The 17,208-nt window shown below is 56.1% G+C and carries 18 protein-coding genes; 8 read left to right on the plus strand and 10 right to left on the minus strand.

What is annotated here, in order from left to right:
• Window positions 1-13 precede the first annotated feature (13 nt).
• From K2H17_RS11220 to hutI, 5 genes are all read left to right on the plus strand, one after another.
• Window positions 14-169 carry an Lrp/AsnC ligand binding domain-containing protein gene (locus tag K2H17_RS11220; protein ID WP_363319927.1) on the plus strand — a complete coding sequence of 52 codons (156 nt, stop codon included), beginning with the start codon at window positions 14-16 and terminating at the stop codon, window positions 167-169.
• Between the two features lie 142 nt (window positions 170-311).
• On the plus strand, window positions 312-2,021 hold the full coding sequence (gene ftcD / locus K2H17_RS05750; protein WP_300132471.1) for a glutamate formimidoyltransferase: 1,710 nt from the start codon (window positions 312-314) through the stop codon (window positions 2,019-2,021).
• Window positions 2,022-2,046: 25 nt separating this feature from the next.
• Window positions 2,047-4,065, plus strand: coding sequence for a urocanate hydratase (locus K2H17_RS05755; protein ID WP_300132474.1), 2,019 nt, complete (start codon window positions 2,047-2,049; stop codon window positions 4,063-4,065).
• Between the two features lie 144 nt (window positions 4,066-4,209).
• Window positions 4,210-5,691, plus strand: a complete 1,482-nt coding sequence (gene hutH, locus K2H17_RS05760) for a histidine ammonia-lyase (RefSeq protein ID WP_300132477.1) — start codon at window positions 4,210-4,212, stop codon at window positions 5,689-5,691.
• Between the two features lie 8 nt (window positions 5,692-5,699).
• The gene (gene hutI / locus K2H17_RS05765; RefSeq protein WP_300132480.1) at window positions 5,700-6,938 is read left to right on the plus strand and encodes an imidazolonepropionase; all 1,239 of its coding nucleotides are present in this window, start codon (window positions 5,700-5,702) and stop codon (window positions 6,936-6,938) included.
• Window positions 6,939-7,152: 214 nt separating this feature from the next.
• Here the strand turns inward: hutI and K2H17_RS05770 are convergent, their stop codons facing one another.
• From K2H17_RS05770 to K2H17_RS05800, 7 genes are all read right to left on the minus strand, one after another.
• Complete coding sequence (locus K2H17_RS05770) at window positions 7,153-7,521, minus strand: YraN family protein (RefSeq protein WP_300132483.1); 369 nt, start codon at window positions 7,519-7,521, stop codon at window positions 7,153-7,155.
• A gap of 71 nt (window positions 7,522-7,592) precedes the next feature.
• Window positions 7,593-8,780: a GTPase ObgE gene (gene obgE, locus K2H17_RS05775; RefSeq protein WP_300132486.1), complete on the minus strand. Its 1,188-nt coding sequence runs from the start codon at window positions 8,778-8,780 to the stop codon at window positions 7,593-7,595.
• Window positions 8,781-8,837: 57 nt separating this feature from the next.
• A complete protein-coding gene (locus K2H17_RS05780) occupies window positions 8,838-9,887 on the minus strand; it encodes a sugar phosphate nucleotidyltransferase (protein ID WP_300132488.1) in 1,050 nt (349 codons plus the stop codon).
• Window positions 9,877-10,584: an acylneuraminate cytidylyltransferase family protein gene (locus tag K2H17_RS05785; RefSeq protein WP_300132491.1), complete on the minus strand. Its 708-nt coding sequence runs from the start codon at window positions 10,582-10,584 to the stop codon at window positions 9,877-9,879. Before K2H17_RS05785 ends, K2H17_RS05780 begins: the two co-directional genes overlap by 11 nt.
• Window positions 10,574-11,737: a UDP-N-acetylglucosamine 2-epimerase gene (gene neuC / locus K2H17_RS05790; protein ID WP_300132494.1), complete on the minus strand. Its 1,164-nt coding sequence runs from the start codon at window positions 11,735-11,737 to the stop codon at window positions 10,574-10,576. The genes K2H17_RS05785 and neuC overlap by 11 nt, the downstream gene beginning before the upstream one ends.
• Before the next feature lie 21 nt (window positions 11,738-11,758).
• On the minus strand, window positions 11,759-12,433 hold the full coding sequence (locus K2H17_RS05795; RefSeq protein ID WP_300132497.1) for a YggS family pyridoxal phosphate-dependent enzyme: 675 nt from the start codon (window positions 12,431-12,433) through the stop codon (window positions 11,759-11,761).
• 53 nt (window positions 12,434-12,486) lie between these two features.
• Complete coding sequence (locus K2H17_RS05800; RefSeq protein WP_300132500.1) at window positions 12,487-12,939, minus strand: DUF4494 domain-containing protein; 453 nt, start codon at window positions 12,937-12,939, stop codon at window positions 12,487-12,489.
• Window positions 12,940-13,140: 201 nt separating this feature from the next.
• Here K2H17_RS05800 and K2H17_RS05805 point away from each other — a divergent pair, with 201 nt between their 5' ends.
• The 3 genes from K2H17_RS05805 to K2H17_RS05815 are packed head-to-tail and all read left to right on the plus strand — an operon-like array spanning window position 13,141 to window position 14,933.
• Window positions 13,141-13,521 (plus strand): DUF805 domain-containing protein, encoded by a 381-nt coding sequence (locus K2H17_RS05805; protein ID WP_300132503.1) that lies wholly within the window; start codon window positions 13,141-13,143, stop codon window positions 13,519-13,521.
• Window positions 13,522-13,542: 21 nt separating this feature from the next.
• On the plus strand, window positions 13,543-14,370 hold the full coding sequence (locus K2H17_RS05810; RefSeq protein WP_300132505.1) for a DUF3822 family protein: 828 nt from the start codon (window positions 13,543-13,545) through the stop codon (window positions 14,368-14,370).
• The gene (locus K2H17_RS05815; RefSeq protein WP_300132508.1) at window positions 14,361-14,933 is read left to right on the plus strand and encodes an RsmD family RNA methyltransferase; all 573 of its coding nucleotides are present in this window, start codon (window positions 14,361-14,363) and stop codon (window positions 14,931-14,933) included. The genes K2H17_RS05810 and K2H17_RS05815 overlap by 10 nt, the downstream gene beginning before the upstream one ends.
• Before the next feature lie 157 nt (window positions 14,934-15,090).
• Here K2H17_RS05815 and K2H17_RS05820 read toward each other — a convergent pair whose 3' ends face one another.
• From K2H17_RS05820 to K2H17_RS05830, 3 genes are all read right to left on the minus strand, one after another.
• Window positions 15,091-15,903, minus strand: a complete 813-nt coding sequence (locus K2H17_RS05820) for a hypothetical protein (protein WP_300132511.1) — start codon at window positions 15,901-15,903, stop codon at window positions 15,091-15,093.
• Window positions 15,904-15,986: 83 nt separating this feature from the next.
• Window positions 15,987-16,433 (minus strand): biopolymer transporter ExbD, encoded by a 447-nt coding sequence (locus K2H17_RS05825; RefSeq protein WP_300132514.1) that lies wholly within the window; start codon window positions 16,431-16,433, stop codon window positions 15,987-15,989.
• A gap of 26 nt (window positions 16,434-16,459) precedes the next feature.
• On the minus strand, window positions 16,460-17,125 hold the full coding sequence (locus tag K2H17_RS05830) for a MotA/TolQ/ExbB proton channel family protein (protein ID WP_300132689.1): 666 nt from the start codon (window positions 17,123-17,125) through the stop codon (window positions 16,460-16,462).
• Between the last annotated feature and the right edge of the window lie 83 nt (window positions 17,126-17,208).

The following is a 17,208-nucleotide window of genomic DNA, read 5'->3' on the forward strand; positions in this document are numbered from 1 at the left end:
ATATGACTTCCTGCTGAAGATCTACACCCGCAACATGCACGCCTATCAGGACTTCCTCCTCAGAATTCTCGGCGATCTCGACTGCATCGGCTCGCTCAACAGCTGTTTCGTGCTCGACGAAGTGAAAAGCACCCGTGAACTCCCCCTCAACGGACTGAGTAACGGATGATTCAGCAATTCTCAGTATATATTATAACGTAGACACATCCAATTTTAGAATATTATTCTATGGTATATTCTAACTAAAATCATTACATTTGCAAATCTCCTCACCGAAACCTGAAAAACTACCAAAACACTTAACCATTTCCATGGAAACACGAATCATCGAATGTGTCCCCAATTTCAGTGAGGGACGCGACAAGGCCGTCATCAAGTCAATCACTGATGCCATCGAAAGCGTCAAAGGCATAAGCCTTCTTGATGTCGATCCGGGCGAAGCGACAAACCGCACTGTGGTCACCTTTGTCGGAGAACCTGAAGCAGTTGTCGAAGCGGCTTTCAGAGGTGTCAGACGTGCCGCCGAACTGATCGACATGCGCAACCACCACGGCGCACACCCCCGAATGGGTGCCACTGACGTCTGCCCCCTCATCCCGATCTCAGGAATCACTCTTGAAGAATGCGCCGAGCTTTCCAGAAAACTTGCCAAGCGCATAGCCGACGAACTCGAAATCCCGACTTACTGCTATGAGGCGGCTGCCTTCACTCCCGAACGCCGCAACCTCGCCGTCTGCCGCGCCGGAGAGTATGAGGCTCTTCCCGAAAAAATGAACCATGAAGGCAAAGGTCCGGACTTCGGCGACCGTCCTTTTGACGAAAAGGCAGCCCGCACCGGCGCTACCACCGTCGGAGCCCGCGATTTCCTCATCGCAGTGAACTTCAACCTCAACACGACTTCAACCCGCCGCGCCAACGCGATCGCATTTGATGTCCGCGAAAAAGGCCGTCCGGTCCGCGAAGGCGGAAAGCCCAACGGCAAACCGCTGAAAGACGAAAACGGCAATACAATCATGCAGCCCGGAACCCTGAAAGCCACAAAGGCCATCGGATGGTTCATCGACGAATACGGCATCGCCCAGGTGTCAATGAACATCACCGACATCTCCACCACTCCCCTTCACGTCGCCTTTGATGAAGTCTGCCGCGCGGCAAACGCCCGCGGACTCCGAGTGACGGGCACCGAGATCGTGGGCCTCGTCCCGAAGCGCACACTCATCGAGGCCGGACGCTACTTCCTCCACAAACAGCAGCGCTCCACCGGCATTGCCGAAAGCGAGCTGATCCGCATGGCCGTGAAATCAATGGGCCTCGACGAACTCAGCCCCTTCCGCCCCGAAGAAAAAGTCATCGAATATCTCATCGCCCCAAAAGGGGAGTGCCGGAAACTGACCGACATGACCTGCACAGGATTCGCCGAAGAGACCGCATCCGAATCACCCGCTCCCGGCGGAGGCTCTATCTCTGCCTACATGGGTGCCCTGGCCGCCGCACTCGGCACGATGGTGGCCAACCTCTCAAGCCACAAGGCCGGATGGGACGACCGCTGGAAAGAATTCTCCGACCAGGCCGACAAAGGCCAGGAACTGATGCAGCGCCTGCTCCATCTCGTCAACGAAGACACCGAAGCCTTCAACCGCATCATGGACGCCTTCAAGATGCCGAAATCAACCGATGAGGAAAAAGCCGCGCGCGCCGCAGCCATCGAGGACGCGACCCTCTATGCGACGATGATCCCGCTGTCGACAATGGAAGCCGCAGCCGAGACCTTCCCGCTTCTTGAGTCTATGGCCCGCACAGGCAATCCCGCCTCAGTCAGCGATGCCGGCGTAGGCGCTCTGGCAGCCCGCTCGGCAGTCCTCGGCGCACAGCTCAACGTCCGCATCAATGCCGCCTCGCTGAAAAACCGTGAGGAAGCCGACCGACTGACAGCCCGCGCTGCCGAAATCGCAGCCAAGGCCGTGGCCGCAGAGGCAAAAGTGCTCGAAGTTGTCAATGAGGTCCTCTCAGCAAACAAATAACCCCCTCTTTCGCCTAATATATACCATGACTAAAGAAGAATTTCGTGCGGTCGTAGGCGCCGGTATCCCCGACACGCTGCCTCCCGCACCATCTTATGACACAAGCGTCAACCATGCGCCGAAACGCAAGGAAATCCTCACTCCTGCCGAAAAGCGCCTGGCCGTAAAAAACGCTCTGCGCTACTTCCCCGAACACCTCCACGCCGAACTTGCGCGCGAATTTGCCGGAGAACTTGAAACCTACGGACGCATCTACATGTACCGCTTCCGCCCGACCTATGAGATGTATGCCCGTCCGATCGAGGAATATCCTGCGCGCAGCCGTCAGGCCGCAGCCATCATGATGATGATCCAGAACAACCTCGATCCGCGTGTGGCCCAGCATCCGCATGAGCTGATCACCTACGGAGGCAACGGCGCCGTGTTCCAGAACTGGGCCCAGTATCTTCTGGCAATGAAATATCTCTCCGAGATGACCGACTCCCAGACTCTGGTCATGTACTCAGGCCATCCCCTCGGACTCTTCCCCTCGCATCCCGACGCGCCGCGCGTGATCGTCACAAACGGCATGGTGATCCCCAACTACTCCAAGCCCGATGACTGGGAACGCTTCAACGCTATGGGTGTGTCACAATACGGCCAGATGACCGCCGGATCATATATGTATATAGGTCCGCAGGGCATTGTCCACGGCACCACAATAACCGTGCTCAACGCAGGCCGCAAACGCCTCAAGGAGGGCGAACACGATCTGGGCGGCATGCTCTTTGTCTCCGCCGGTCTGGGCGGCATGTCGGGAGCACAGCCAAAGGCAGGCAACATAGCCGGAGTGGTCAGCATCGTTGCCGAAGTCAATCCAAAAGCCGTAGAGACACGCCACAGTCAGGGTTGGGTCGACGAAGTCTACACTTCGCTTGACGAACTCATGGCCCGCACCGAACAGGCCCGCAAAAACCGCGAGGCCGTCTCCCTGGCCTATCAGGGAAATGTCGTGGACCTCTGGGAGCGTCTGGCCGCCGACGGTGTCAGCGTGGACCTCGGCTCAGACCAGACCTCGCTCCACAACCCCTGGGCCGGCGGCTACTATCCCGCAGGACTCGGTTTTGAGGAAGCCAAGGTGATGATGGCTGAAAATCCTGAGGAATTCAAGGCAAGAGTGCAGGACTCGCTGCGCCGTCAGGTAGCCGCGATCAACACTCTGACCGAAAAGGGTATGTATTTCTTCGACTACGGAAACGCCTTCCTGCTCGAATCATCACGCGCGGGAGCCGATATAATGAAAGAGGACGGAACTTTCCGCTATCCGTCATACGTGCAGGACATCATGGGTCCGAGTTTCTTCGACTACGGATTCGGCCCCTTCCGCTGGGTCTGCACCTCAGGCGATCCCGCCGATCTTGCGAAAAGCGACGCCATTGCCGCCGATGTCCTTGAGGAAATTCTCCGGGAGGCACCGGAGGAAATCAAGGGCCAGCTGCGCGACAACATCCACTGGATACGCGAAGCCGGACGCAACAAGCTCGTGGTCGGTTCGCAGGCCCGCATCCTCTATGCCGACTCCGAAGGACGCACAAAGATCGCCCTGGCCTTCAACGACGCGATTGCCCGCGGAGAAATCTCGGCTCCTATCGTGCTCGGACGCGACCATCATGACGTGTCAGGCACCGACTCTCCCTATCGCGAGACCTCCAACATCTATGACGGATCGCAGTTCACGGCTGACATGGCCGTCCACAACGTCATCGGCGACTCGTTCCGCGGCGCGACATGGGTTTCGATCCACAACGGCGGCGGTGTCGGCTGGGGCGAAGTGATCAACGGCGGTTTCGGCATGGTCATCGACGGTTCCGCCGATTCCGGACGCCACATCGAAGAAATGCTCCTTTGGGATGTCAACAACGGTATAGCACGTCGCAGCTGGGCCCGCAACAAGGGTGCGATCTCAGCCATCAGACGCGAGATGGAGCGCACACCGCTTCTGCGTGTGACCCTCCCCAACATTGCTGACGACAGCCTGATCGACCGGGCATTCAGCCAGCTCTGATCCTAAACCGCTGTCTTTGGCCGGTCATATAGGACAGCTTGTTCTCCTCTCTCCTCCCAATAGCCTTAAAATCTAAGAAACCGGTCAATATCCGGTTCCAAAAAGCTGAAAAAGCTGTTAAATCCACTTGAAAAAACATCAGATATGGTTCATTATATCAGCCCCGAACGCCTCACCATCCAGCGTGTCGGCGAAATCATCGAAAACAACATCAAGATCGCGCTCAGCGAAGAGTCCGCAAACCGCATCAAGCGTTGCCGCCAGTATCTTGACGACAAAATCAGCGAATGCGACCACCCGATCTATGGCATCACAACCGGTTTCGGCTCGCTCTGCAACATATCAATCGACAGCCAGGACCTTTCCAAGCTCCAGGAAAACCTTGTAAAGTCACACGCCTGCGGCTGCGGTGACAAGGTTGATCCGCAGATCGTCAAGATCATGCTGCTGACCAAAATCATGTCGCTGTCATTCGGCAATTCAGGAGTGCAGCTCTCCACTGTCCAGCGCCTGGTCGACTTCTTCAATGAAGACATCCTCCCTGTCATCTATCAGCTCGGCTCATTAGGGGCATCCGGCGACCTCGCGCCTCTGGCCAACATGTGCCTGCCGCTTCTTGGTCTGGGCGAAGTGCTTTACAAAGGCGAGATCCGTCCGGCAGCCGAAGTGCTCGCCGAAAAAGGATGGGAGCCTGTGAAACTCGTCTCCAAAGAAGGCCTGGCACTTCTGAACGGCACCCAGTTCATGTCGTCACACGCAGTCCATGCGATCCTGCGCGCCCGCCGTCTGAGCGCTCTGGCCGACAAGATCGGCGCCCTCTCGCTCGACGCGTTCGACGGCCGCATTGATCCGTTCGGCGACTCTGTCAATGCCGTCCGCCCTCATCCCGGCCAACTTGCCACAGCCCGCGCCGTCCGCTCCCATCTTGAAGGCAGCGAACTGATCAGCCAGCCCAAAAAGCATGTGCAGGACCCCTACTCGTTCCGCTGCATGCCTCAGGTCCACGGGGCTGTGAAAGATGCTCTGACCTACGTCGGCAATGTGATCGAGACCGAAATCAACTCGCCGACCGACAATCCAACCATCTTCCCGGAAGAAGACATCATCGTATCGGCCGGCAACTTCCACGGCGAACCGATCGCCCTGCCGATGGACTATCTCGCACTTGCAATCGCCGAACTCGGCAGCATCTCCGAACGCCGCATCTACCGACTGATCTCCGGTGCCCGCAATCTGCCCCCCTTCCTCGTGGCAAATCCCGGTCTCAACAGCGGCTTCATGATTCCGCAATATGCCGCCGCCTCGATCGTCAACCAGTCCAAAGGCCTCTGCTGGCCGACAAGCTGCGACTCCATCCCCTCGTCGCAAGGCCAGGAAGACCACGTCTCTATGGGCGGCAACTCGGCAACCAAACTCTGCCGTGTGGTCGACAACACAGAGCGTGTGCTTGCCATCGAACTTTTCAATGCCGCCCAGGCTCTCGACCTGCGCCGTCCGATGAAATCCTCGCCCGAACTTGAAGCCTGGCACAAGGAATACCGCAAGTCAGTGCCTTTCATCGACAATGACACCGTCATGTCGCCCTACATCGCCGCATCAGTAGAATTTCTCCGCACTAACCATTGATTCATCCCATGCTGATCACCAATATCGGAGTCCTCGCCGGAATCGACGGCGGGGACACCCTTTTCCTCCGCGGAAAAGAAATGAACCGGCTCGGCCTCATCGAAAACGCATGGCTGCGCACTGAAAATGACCGTTTCAGCAGTTTCGGATCAATGGACAACTGTCCGCAGCCATTGCGCGGCGAATTGTGTGTCGACGCCAAAGGGGGCTACATCTTCCCCTCGTTCTGCGACTCCCACACCCACATCGTCTATGCCGGAAGCCGCGAACGCGAATTCATCGACAAGATCAACGGCCTGAGCTACGAAGAGATCGCCAGACGCGGCGGCGGAATCCTGAACTCTGCCGATCTCCTGCACCGGACTTCCGAAAAGGAACTCTACCGTCAGGCAATGGAGAGAGTCCGAGAAATCATGGGCATGGGTACCGGCTGCGTGGAGATCAAGAGCGGCTACGGTCTGACAACCGCCGATGAAATGAAAATGCTGCGCGTCATCCGCCGCATTGCCGAAAGCTCCCCGATGAAAGTCAAAGCCACATTCCTGGGCGCCCATGCCGTAGGCCGTGCCTACGCCGGACGCCAGGCCGATTATGTCACTCTGGTCTGCGAGGAGATGATCCCCGCCGCAGCCGCAGAGGGTCTGGCCGATTTTGTGGACGTCTTCTGCGATGCGGGCTTCTTCACGGTCGAGGAGACCGACCGCATCCTGACAGCCGCAGCCCGCTACGGCATGCGTCCGAAGATCCACGCCAACGAACTCGCCGTCTCAGGAGGAGTCCAGGTCGGAGTGGCCCGCGAGGCTCTCTCGGTGGACCATCTTGAACGCATCGGCGAGGAGGAGATCGAACTGCTCGCCGCAAACCGCACTGTGGCCACGATGCTTCCCGGTGCGTCGTTCTTCCTCGGAATGCCCTACGGACCGGCAAGAAAAGCCATCGACCGTGGAGCTGTCGTGGCTCTCGCTTCCGACTATAACCCCGGCTCATCGCCCTCCGGCAATATGCGCATGGTCATGTCGCTCGGCTGCATAAAGATGAAAATGACCCCGGCAGAGGCCTTAAACGCCACTACCATCAACGGAGCCTTTGCAATGGACGAGAGCAAGAACTATGGGTCGATCGCTCCCGGCAAGGTTGCAAATTTCTATCTCACGAAGCCTATGTCGTCGCTCGATTTCTACCCCTACGCCTACGCCACCCCGCTCATAAGCCGCGTGTGGCTACGAGGCCGCGAAGTCGAGGTCTGACAGAAGATCATATAATCCAGATTGCCAAGATTATACTATCTCTTAAGAGATTGCCGAAAAACAACCTCTGAATCCGGTATCGGGTTTCAAGCGTACACCCTGTACGGTCTTGGCCCGATGCCGTTTTTTTTCTGAATGAATTCCCACTACAAAGATAAGCACTCACCCCATGGGATCAAGTGCGATAATGCGGAGGAAGGGCAAAAAATTTTTCTTAGCGGTTGTTGAGCGACGGCAGAAAGGCGTCAGGAATGTGCTCGATGGTGTATGACTCAGGCGAACCGATGATGACCACTATGTCAAAACGGGGTTCAAGCGGGATCTCATACTGACGCATATAGGAATCTGCGGCTCTGACCAGCCGGCTGCGCTTGCGGCTGTCGACAGCCTCGGCGGGATCCACAAAATCGGTCGAGCGGGTTTTCACCTCGACAAAACAGATGAGATTGTCTTTGGTCGCTATGAAGTCAATCTCCACTCCTCCGATGCGGATATTCTCGCCGCATACGGCATAGCCGTCAGTGAGGAGAAGCTCGCGGGCTTTCTCCTCACCCCATCTGCCCAATTCGTTATGCGTGGCCACAGGACAAGATGCTCAGAATGTCAGAGACTGTAAAAAAACGGCTGGATGCAGACTGAATCCGGAGATACGGATCAGACATCAAAGTCATCTTCGTCAAGCATTTCATAGCCGTAGTCCTCACCGTCAAAATCCTCGTCGTCAAGGAATTCCTCTTCATCCTCAGCCGGAGCAGGCACATTTTCGAAGATAAACTCATCTTCCTCGCGCACACGGTGATGACCGTCGAGCGGACGATGGGTGATCGGTGCGACCTCAATGCGGTTGCGCTCGTCGGTGATCTCGCGCCAGAGCATGTCTTTGAGCTCTGTGAGCCCCATTCCGGTCACGGCAGAAATGAAAATGTGGGGCACACCCTCCGGCAGTGTGGCCTCGATCTCCGCCATGAGTTCCTCGTCAAGCATATCGCTCTTGGAGACAGCGAGCACACGGGGCTTGTCGGCCAGCTGGGGGTTGAAACGTTCGAGTTCGCCGACAAGGATGTCATACTGAGCCTTGATGTCATCGGCATCGGCAGGCACCATGAAAAGCAACACGGCATTGCGCTCGATATGGCGCAGGAAGCGCAGGCCAAGTCCCTTGCCCTCGCTCGCACCCTCGATGATACCGGGGATGTCAGCCATCACAAACGAGCTGTCGCCACGGTAGGAAACAATTCCGAGCTGCGGCTCCATTGTGGTGAAGGGATAGTCGGCGATCTTCGGACGCGCGGCGGAGATTGATGACAGAAGGGTCGATTTGCCTGCATTCGGAAAACCGACAAGACCAACGTCGGCAAGGAGCTTAAGCTCAAGAATGATGCTTTTCTCGATGGCCGGCTCGCCGGGCTGTGCATAGCGCGGAGTGCGGTTTGTGGCACTCTTGAAATGCCAGTTGCCAAGACCGCCGCGACCGCCGCGAAGCAGCTTCACCTCTTCGCCGTCGGAGGTCACCTCACACAGAAATTCACCGGTTTCGGCATCAAAGACAACAGTGCCGCAGGGCACGTCGACAATCACGTCCTCACCGTCCTTTCCGAAAGAGCGTCCGCCGGAACCGCTCTGGCCGTTTCCGGCAAAAATATGGCGGCGGTAGCGCAGAGGCAAGAGAGTCCACATGTGGCTGTTGCCACGGAGTATTATATGACCGCCACGGCCACCGTCACCTCCGTCAGGGCCTCCTTTGGGAATATATTTTGCTCGGTAGAAATGACGCGAACCGGCGCCACCCTTGCCTGAACGGCAGAGGACTTTGACATAGTCTATGAAGTTTGAATCAGCCATGGCTATACTAAGTAACTTATTATTTTTCTTTGATTAACAATCTTTGTCGGAAAACGTTTAACGAGTCTGACGCACATGGGCCATCAGCTCACGGGCATGGGCGAAATCGGCAGGAGAGCCGATGTCGATCCAGGTGCCGTTGATCGGACAGTAGGTCACCTTCCGTCCCTCCGCTATGGCCTGCTCGATCAGGTCTGTGGCATCCATACGGATGTCGGGGCTCAGGCCTGAGAGAAGACGGTTGGAGATGATGTAGATCCCCGCGTTGGCATAGTAACTGTAAGAAGGCTTTTCCACCAGCCCCGTCACACATTCTCCTTCAGTCGAAAGGATGGCATAGGGGACGGAGACATTGTAGGAGACAACGGCAATCGTGATGTCGGCCTTCTCGGACCGGTGACGCAGGTAAAGATCCTCGAATGAGACAGTGGTCAGCAGATCGGAGTTCATAACGATGGTGTCACCCTCGGCAGGCAGCCCGACAAGAGCGACGGAACCGATGGTACCGAGGGGCTTTGTCTCACGCACACACCTGACAGACACACCTCCGACCGGCGCTGAGAAGTGATCCTCAAGCTGTTCGGCGAGATAATTGACGGTCACGCTTATATCTGTGACACCAACCGCGGCCAGGGCCTCGATATTATAGTCTATAATTGCTTTGCCGCCGATCTCCAGCAGAGGCTTAGGGGTCTTGAGCGTCATCGGACGAAGACGCTCACCCTTTCCGCCGGCCATCAGAACCGCACTGACAGGCAGAACGGTACGGGTGACACAGGTGTCGATGAGCCTCACCACACGGCCATCACTGTCAAGAACCGGGATGAGTCTTATGCCGCGCTTGCGGATCTCACAGACCCTCAGCGGATCTATCTCACCTTCGCGCAGTGCGTGGAAGCCGCGGAACATGGCCGAGGCAACCGGGGCATCAAGAGCGATTCCGCCAAGGAGCGCCCGGCGGACATCTCCGTCGGTAAGAGTGCCTGTCATACGCCCGTCGGCGTCTATGACAATCAGGGTCATCACTCCGCCGGAAAGTTCGTTGAGCATACGCAGTGCCTCTGTCAGAGAGGCCTGTTCGGAAATGATGTGTCGGTCAATCCGCATGGCTTTCAAGAGTGTTGGTTATCGTTTCGGCTATTGTCCAGTCCAGCGGAGTGTCAAGGTCCACCGAACGCGAACGGGGCATTTCGTAAGGTATGCGCTTCGGGAACTCGCCAAGAGCCATCCGGCGGATTGACTCAGGGTTGATCACATAGACAGCGCCGTTGAACTGCCAGGCTTTCGGGGCGTCCTGACGCCTGGTCAGGCGACCCTCACCCTTGGAGACATGCAGAGTGCCGTCAGGCTGAGTCTCGAAGCAGTCATAGTATGGATTGCATGGAGCTTCAGCCACGCTGACCACCATGTCGCAGTCCGGGGTATAGAGTTTCAGACAGTCCTCGACATCACCGACAGTGCGCAAGGGGGAGGTCGGCTGGAGAAGCACCACCTTATTATATGTGATTCCGTTTCTGTCAGCCCAGTCCATCGCATCAAGGATCACCTCACGCGAACCGACCGTGTCGCCGCCAAGCGAGGCAGGACGCCGATAGGCGACCGGCAGGCCTGTACTTTCGGCACAGAGACGGATCTCCTCATCGTCAGTCGAGAGAATCACATTCGAATCCGGCGCGACGGCTCTGGCCACATCTATCGAATAGTGGATCAGAGGGCGCCCGCAGAATTCCTTTATATTCTTGCGCGGGATCCCCTTGCTGCCGCCACGGGCGGGAATTATTACAAGAGCCTGCTTATCGGTCATAGAATTTCTTTGTCTGAAGTGTTTGAAGAGGCGTTTCGGCAATGGCCCTGACAATCAGATCGAGAGTGTCGGGGCGGAAATATGGATTTTCGGCCTCGCGGGCAATGCGACGGCCTTCGTCGCCGAGCGCCCAAGCAAGAGCCGAGGCAATTTCATCTTCGCTGTCACCGCAGTGGATGACACTCTCGCCGCAAAGACGACCGCGCTGCCTGATGCCGATGTCGACAGTCGGGATGTGCATCGACGGAACCTCGACAATGCCACTCGAAGAGTTTCCGACCACGGCGCAGACACAGCGCAGAGCCGACAGGTAGCGGAGTTTGCCGAGCGAGGGGACAATCTTCACTCGTTCGGGCCGGGCGGCGGCATAGGCCTCGATCAGATCTATTATAACGCGTCCGCGAGGATCGTTGTTCGGGTAGGTCATCAGGACCTTGAAATCCGGGAAGCGGTCAAGGGCGGCGAGCAGCGCACGGCAGCGCACGGCAGGGTCTTCGTCGTCGAGCGTGGCGGGATGGTAGGTCACCAGCAGAGATTTCTCCGTCAGGCTGAAACCAATCGAATCTTCCAGCTCCCTGCATGACATCAGAGGCTCGTGAAGGATGTTATAAACACCGATGGCCCCTGTGTTGATAACCCTGTCTGGAGCCTCACCCATCGAGATCACTCTCTGTCGGTAAGGCTCTGTGGCCGTCAGATGAAGGGAGGCCATTTTTGTGATGGCATGACGGATGCTGTCGTCAATGGCACCCTCGGAGATCTCGCCTCCGGCAATGTGCACGATCGGCACTCTCGTCATCAGTGCGGCAGTCGCCGTGGCAAGCATCTCGAAGCGGTCACCCAGAATCACAAGCAGATCCGGACGCAGACGGGAAAGCTCATGAGCCATTCCGGTCATGCAGACTGCCATAGCCCCGACAGTCGATGTGTCGGTATCGGCAGCATCAGGCATCTCGACCCTCACGGGGTCGGCAAAGCCGTCGTCCACGATCTCGGAGATAGTGTTGCCGTAACGCTCGGACAGGTGCATGTTGGTAGCCAGAACCGTGACCTCACAGTCCTGACGGGCAGCCAGTCCGCGGGCTATCCCGCTGAGCAATCCCCAATCGGCACGTGTGCCAGTCGCTATGGCTATTTTCCTGCGCTCTGTCATTATTTTAATTAATAAGAGGGTTCAATATTCTCTTTCGCCGAAGATCGAGGTTCCGACACGGACCATCGTGCTCCCCTCCTCGACTGCAATGGGCCAGTCATGGCTCATGCCCATGCTGACGGTGTCAAATCGGGAGGAAGAAGCAAACACGGTTGTTTTCAGCCGGTCGAAAACGGCGCGGATCTCACGGAAATCCGCTCTGATGCGCTCGTCGTCGTCGACATTCGAAGCCATCCCCATCACTCCGCGGATCTCGACACCTTTCAGGGACTCTACAAGTCGGGGAGTGACAAAATCAAGGAGTTCAGCGGGAGTGAAGCCGAATTTTGTTTCCTCGCGGGCCACATGGAGCTGCAAGAGCACACCGGTCCGGCGACCGGCTTTCACCGCTTCGGCATCAATCGCCTGCAACAGACGGTCGGAGTCGACACTGTGGATCATCGCGGCGCGGGCCACCACCTTCTTCACCTTATTGGTCTGAAGATGGCCGATGAAGTGCCATTCGATATCCTCAGGCAGCTGCGCGGCTTTGGCATCAAGTTCCAAAGCCCGGCTTTCGCCAAACACACGCTGTCCGGCCTCATAAGCCTCGGCCAAGGCTTCCAGAGGATGAAACTTTGAAACAGCCACAAGGGTCACCCCTTGGGGGATGATCCGGTTGAGCTTTTGCAGATTTTCTGTTACTGAGCCTGCCATACGTGTGGGGAGTTTGTGGATGATATGTGAACAGATGTCAGACAGAGGCCCGATCAAGCTTCAGCGGGCTTGCTGTCGCCTGAGAGATCAGCGTCATAGACATCCATGATCAGTGTTTCCTGAATGGTGTTGATCTCGAAGTCGGCCATTGTGCCCTTCATGCCTTCCATGAAGTTGTCATAGGCCTCCTTGAACGAATCGGCGCAAACGAGGATCTGCGAGATGGATTTCTTCTCAACCGCAGTCTTCTCGTCGAGGGTGATGAAAGCCACCTTGACAAGATACCACTTGTCACCTGTCCTTTCACGGAAAATCTCGGCGATCTTTGTGCGCTTTACAGCAGACACAGAGAAATCAGAGGTGAAATGAGCGATCTCCTCGGAGATACGTGCCTCTGCCTCGGTGAATGAGAGAGCGTCAACCATATATGCTTCAGTCACTTTCTTGATAGCACCGTTGTCCATTGTCTTATCGTAGCGGACTTTCGTCTCGAACCAATTTGCCATTTTCTTATTTTTTTAATTAACCTATTGTTATAAATCATGCAAAATTACTCAAAATCCCTGAGCTTTCCCAAAAGAATCAGAAGGGGGAGTGATTTTTATTTCACATTGTTGACTGATATGTGAATTTTTGTTACCTTTGCATTATACCGAAAGTAGAGATAACCATTTTTTTCATAAACTTAACATTAATACTTTCTTACAATGTATCAGCTTCAACTTCCTTTCGGCGAGGCCGTGAAACGCGCTCTCACCGTCAACTATTGCAATTTCCAGGGTCGTGCATCACGTTCCGAATACTGGTGGTTCATTCTTTTCGCAGTCATTGCAAACATCGCTGCCAATGTTGTCTTCTGCTGGAGCTCAACACTCAGCGCTATCGCCAGCGGTATCGTGTGCCTCGGTCTGCTTCTCCCGAACCTCGGCCTGGCAGTACGCCGTCTGCACGACACCGGCCGTTCGGGATGGTGGTTCTTCATCAACCTCATTCCTCTGGTCGGCGGCATCATCTATCTCGTATTCGTAATCAAGGAAAGCGAACCCGCGCCCAACAAGTGGGGTGATGTTCCCAACCTTGTACAATAAGTCTATTCCCAATAAACCTGAATGACAAACGGATCATTTGACAGCCAACGGATCGACAATCCCGAAATATGCAACCTGCTGTTGCGTATAAGCAAGGATACAATCCACGCGGCCATATACTCTATCGTCGAGGACAATTCGCTGATCTACCGGCGGATTGTCCTCGATCCTAATACCTCTTCGAGACTTCAGGCCATCGAGAGCGTGATCTATGACAACCCGATACTTCTGAGCGACTTCCGCCAGGTCATCTGCGTCATCGAGACTCCGGAACTGACCGTGATCCCGGCTGAATGCAGCTGCGCCGCCGACCGCAAGCTGCTGTTCAAGGCCGCTTTCCCGGATTCGGAACTGACAATGGAGACCGACGAGACGGGGACACGCAACGCCACGATCCTCATGGGCATCGAGCCTGAGCTGAAAGGCTTCCTCACACGCACATTCCACCGGCTCAGAATCACGAGCCATCTCGGTGCGCTCTGCCGCTACTTCGCGACCAAAGGCGGACAGGGCAACAAGCTGAAAATGGTGGTGAACACACGGCAAAAATCGCTCGATGTGATCGTGCTTGACGGACACCGCCTGCTGATGGCCAACACATTCGAGGCCGACACAGCCGAAAACGCAGCATACTACATCCTTGCCTGCCGCGAGCGCCTCGGACTCGATCCCGCCACGGACGAGCTTCTGCTTTCCGGCGATCAGGGTTCAAAAGAAAGTCTCACAACAATACTCCGCACTTACATCGCGCGCGTGATGCCCGTGATCTTCCCCCCTCAGATGTTCAAGGCGGGAAAAGACTCGATGCTCGCGCCGTTTGATCTTATCGTCACACCAATATGCGAATAATCAGAGGAAAATACGGACGCCGGCGCTTCAACGTCCCGACCAATATCACCGCCCGTCCGACCACCGACTTTGCACGCGAGAACATTTTCAACGTGATCGAAAACATGGTAGACATCGAGGGGCTTCGCTGTCTCGATCTCTTTGCCGGGACAGGCGCCGTCAGTTTCGAACTGCTCTCACGCGGGGCGGCATCGGTCACGTCGGTTGAAAAGTCGGCCACACAGGCCCGTTTCATCGAGAAGGTGAAACAGGAACTGGGCGACCGCAACCTCTATCTGCTGCGCACTGACGCACTGCGCTATATCCGCGACTCGTCGACAGCCTTTGACTTCGTGTTTGCCGACCCGCCATACGATCTTGAGGGGTTCGGCGAAATCCCTGAAATGGTTCTGAATTCCCGGCTGCTCCATCCGGGAAGCATCTTCATCATCGAGCATTCCAAAAAGTTTGATTTCTCAGACCTGCCCCATTTCAGCGAACACCGCGCCTACGGCTCGGTCAATTTCTCGATCTTCGAAATTCCGGAAGAGTCCGATGACTCTGAAAACCAGGATCAGGAATAACCCACACTCAAAATCCGTCCGAAACAGGATTAAAAAGACAAAAAAACAGACACAGTTTCCCGGACTGACGCCGCGTTGTGACGGCAAGTTGGGAAACTGTGTCTGTTTTTATATCCTAAATGTCCGGCAGTGCGGAACTATTCGAAATTACGCGGGACTATTTGAAATTATAGGTGATGGTACCTGTCTGTGAGGCCGGGGCATCATTATCGACAGAGAATTGCGACATTCTGGCCGCGTTTATGCAGCTCTGGCGAGTGGCCTGGCTTGCGGCGGCGGCTCCCGTACCGGAGGCATAGGAGGCAGATGTCACCTTACCCTGACGGTTGACGGTCACGCGGATGGTGATGGTGCCGAGGGGTCCGGCCGAAGGTGTGTGCCAGTCGGCAAGCGAACGGCCTTTAAGGTTGAAGCCCGGACTGCCGCTGACAGCGCCTACCGAAGCATTTCCGTTTGGGCTTCCGGCTTTTCCTGAACCGCTGCCGCCGGTGCTTTTCTGTCCGAACTGAACTTTATTGGCAATCGCCTGACGGGCTTCCTGCTCACGCTTGGCCTTCTCGGCAGCCTCGATCTCGGCTTTCGTCGGACCGGACTTTTCAGGAGCCGGTTTAGCCTCGACCTTGGCAGGAGATGGACGCTGGCTGCTGATGACAGGAGCGGGCTGGGCCGGCTCGCCGGAATTGACCAGCGACTCGGCTTCAGGAGAGGGAGCTTCCTGAGCCTCGGCTTCGGCAGGAGCGGGTTCTCCGGTGTTCTGCGCGATCTCCGGGCGGTCACCTATCATCACATACTCGCCTCCGAACAGCACTTCGGAAGAGTCGACAGGGGGCCATGTGCGCTCGTTGCGCTCTGCGCCGGGATAGCGGAGGCAGAGAGTGAGCAGCACCACCACAATCACTGCGTGAAACAGGACCGTGGCCAGGAGGGCTATGAGCTGATTGCGGCGTGAACGCGCTGAATCGTCAGACATCTGTTTATTATTTGGGATTGAGAGTAGAGTTAAAGAAAGGCTTCCAAAACATCAGGATAGTCATTCCGAAAAGAAGCCCGGAATCACTGTTCCTGAGCCGCCGGACGTGCCGAAGCGGGAGCCGGTTTGGTGGCAAGCACCATCTTCAGGTTGTTCTGAGCGCCGAGATCGAGCACTCTGACAAGCGCACCATAGGTGACCTCTTCATCGGCATAGACTGCGATGTAGTTGTCGCCGTCGGCGGCTGCGGCGGCCTGACCGCGGAGGAAGTCAAGGAGCGATTTCTCATCCATCGCAACCGGTTCCGACTGGTCGGCAGTGGCATAGATCACACCTTCTTTATCTATATAGACCCTCGTCGAAGGCTTCAGGGCTGTCTGTTTGGAACTTTCCGGAAGATTGACTTCGAGAGCCGTCGGGAACACGAATGTGGATGTCACCATGAAAAAGATGAGCAGCAGAAAGATGACGTCGGTCATCGAAGCCATCGAAAAAGCGGCCATCATGGTGTTTTGTCGTTTCAGAGCCATAGCGTCAGTGTGGAGTGATGTTGGGGTTAAGCAGGCTCGTTGAGCAGGTCCATGAACTCCATTGTGCGGGCCTCAAGAGCGTTCATCACCTTGTTGATGCGGGCCACAAGATAGTTGTAGGCAAAGAGTGCGATGATACCCACGATCAGACCGGCCACTGTGGTGACAAGTGCGGCATAGATACCGTCGGCAAGCACGGCGATATTGGCGCTGCTTCCGGCAGAGGCAAGGTTATAGAAAGCGTTGACCATACCGATCACGGTTCCGAGGAAGCCGATCATCGGGCCGCCTGCCGCAGTAGTGGCAAGCCAGGGAAGACCTTTTTCGAGAGCGGCGATCTCGATATTGCCGGTATTCTCGATGGTTACAAGCACATCGTTCATCGGACGACCGATGCGGCTGATGCCCTTGCCGATAAGACGCGCATAGGGAGTGTCGGTCTTCTGGCAGAGACGGCGGGCGCTTTCAATCTCGCCCTCATGGATGTATTCGCGGATGCGTTCCATGAAAGAGCTGTCTTCCTTCTGCGCACGGCGGATGACCAGGCAGCGCTCCACGAAAATATAGATACACACGATAGAAAGGACAGCCAGCGGGATCATGATCCAGCCGCCACGCATTGTCAGATCCCAGACTGAAAGTTCCTGGACCATATCGGCGGCCTGGGCCTGCGCTGCATCATTGTAACTCATGGCAGCAGTGGCTACCGTGTCGACGAATTCTTGTTGAAACATATTTGAGAAGTGTTGTTTGAGTTTGAGAGGTGTTGTTTTTG

This window comes from Duncaniella sp. (assembly GCF_029054785.1).
Lineage (GTDB): Bacteria > Bacteroidota > Bacteroidia > Bacteroidales > Muribaculaceae > Duncaniella.

What these genes read in the sequence shown, in the direction of transcription:
- ftcD (WP_300132471.1), top strand. Translation starts at nt 312, where the DNA reads ATGGAAACACGAATCATCGAATGTGTCCCCAATTTCAGTGAGGGACGC.
- K2H17_RS05755 (WP_300132474.1), top strand. Translation starts at nt 2,047, where the DNA reads ATGACTAAAGAAGAATTTCGTGCGGTCGTAGGCGCCGGTATCCCCGAC.
- hutH (WP_300132477.1), top strand. Translation starts at nt 4,210, where the DNA reads ATGGTTCATTATATCAGCCCCGAACGCCTCACCATCCAGCGTGTCGGC.
- hutI (WP_300132480.1), top strand. Translation starts at nt 5,700, where the DNA reads ATGCTGATCACCAATATCGGAGTCCTCGCCGGAATCGACGGCGGGGAC.
- obgE (WP_300132486.1), bottom strand. Translation starts at nt 8,780, where the DNA reads ATGGCTGATTCAAACTTCATAGACTATGTCAAAGTCCTCTGCCGTTCA.
- K2H17_RS05780 (WP_300132488.1), bottom strand. Translation starts at nt 9,887, where the DNA reads ATGCGGATTGACCGACACATCATTTCCGAACAGGCCTCTCTGACAGAG.
- K2H17_RS05785 (WP_300132491.1), bottom strand. Translation starts at nt 10,584, where the DNA reads ATGACCGATAAGCAGGCTCTTGTAATAATTCCCGCCCGTGGCGGCAGC.
- neuC (WP_300132494.1), bottom strand. Translation starts at nt 11,737, where the DNA reads ATGACAGAGCGCAGGAAAATAGCCATAGCGACTGGCACACGTGCCGAT.
- K2H17_RS05795 (WP_300132497.1), bottom strand. Translation starts at nt 12,433, where the DNA reads ATGGCAGGCTCAGTAACAGAAAATCTGCAAAAGCTCAACCGGATCATC.
- K2H17_RS05800 (WP_300132500.1), bottom strand. Translation starts at nt 12,939, where the DNA reads ATGGCAAATTGGTTCGAGACGAAAGTCCGCTACGATAAGACAATGGAC.
- K2H17_RS05805 (WP_300132503.1), top strand. Translation starts at nt 13,141, where the DNA reads ATGTATCAGCTTCAACTTCCTTTCGGCGAGGCCGTGAAACGCGCTCTC.
- K2H17_RS05810 (WP_300132505.1), top strand. Translation starts at nt 13,543, where the DNA reads ATGACAAACGGATCATTTGACAGCCAACGGATCGACAATCCCGAAATA.
- K2H17_RS05815 (WP_300132508.1), top strand. Translation starts at nt 14,361, where the DNA reads ATGCGAATAATCAGAGGAAAATACGGACGCCGGCGCTTCAACGTCCCG.
- K2H17_RS05820 (WP_300132511.1), bottom strand. Translation starts at nt 15,903, where the DNA reads ATGTCTGACGATTCAGCGCGTTCACGCCGCAATCAGCTCATAGCCCTC.
- K2H17_RS05825 (WP_300132514.1), bottom strand. Translation starts at nt 16,433, where the DNA reads ATGGCTCTGAAACGACAAAACACCATGATGGCCGCTTTTTCGATGGCT.
- K2H17_RS05830 (WP_300132689.1), bottom strand. Translation starts at nt 17,125, where the DNA reads ATGAGTTACAATGATGCAGCGCAGGCCCAGGCCGCCGATATGGTCCAG.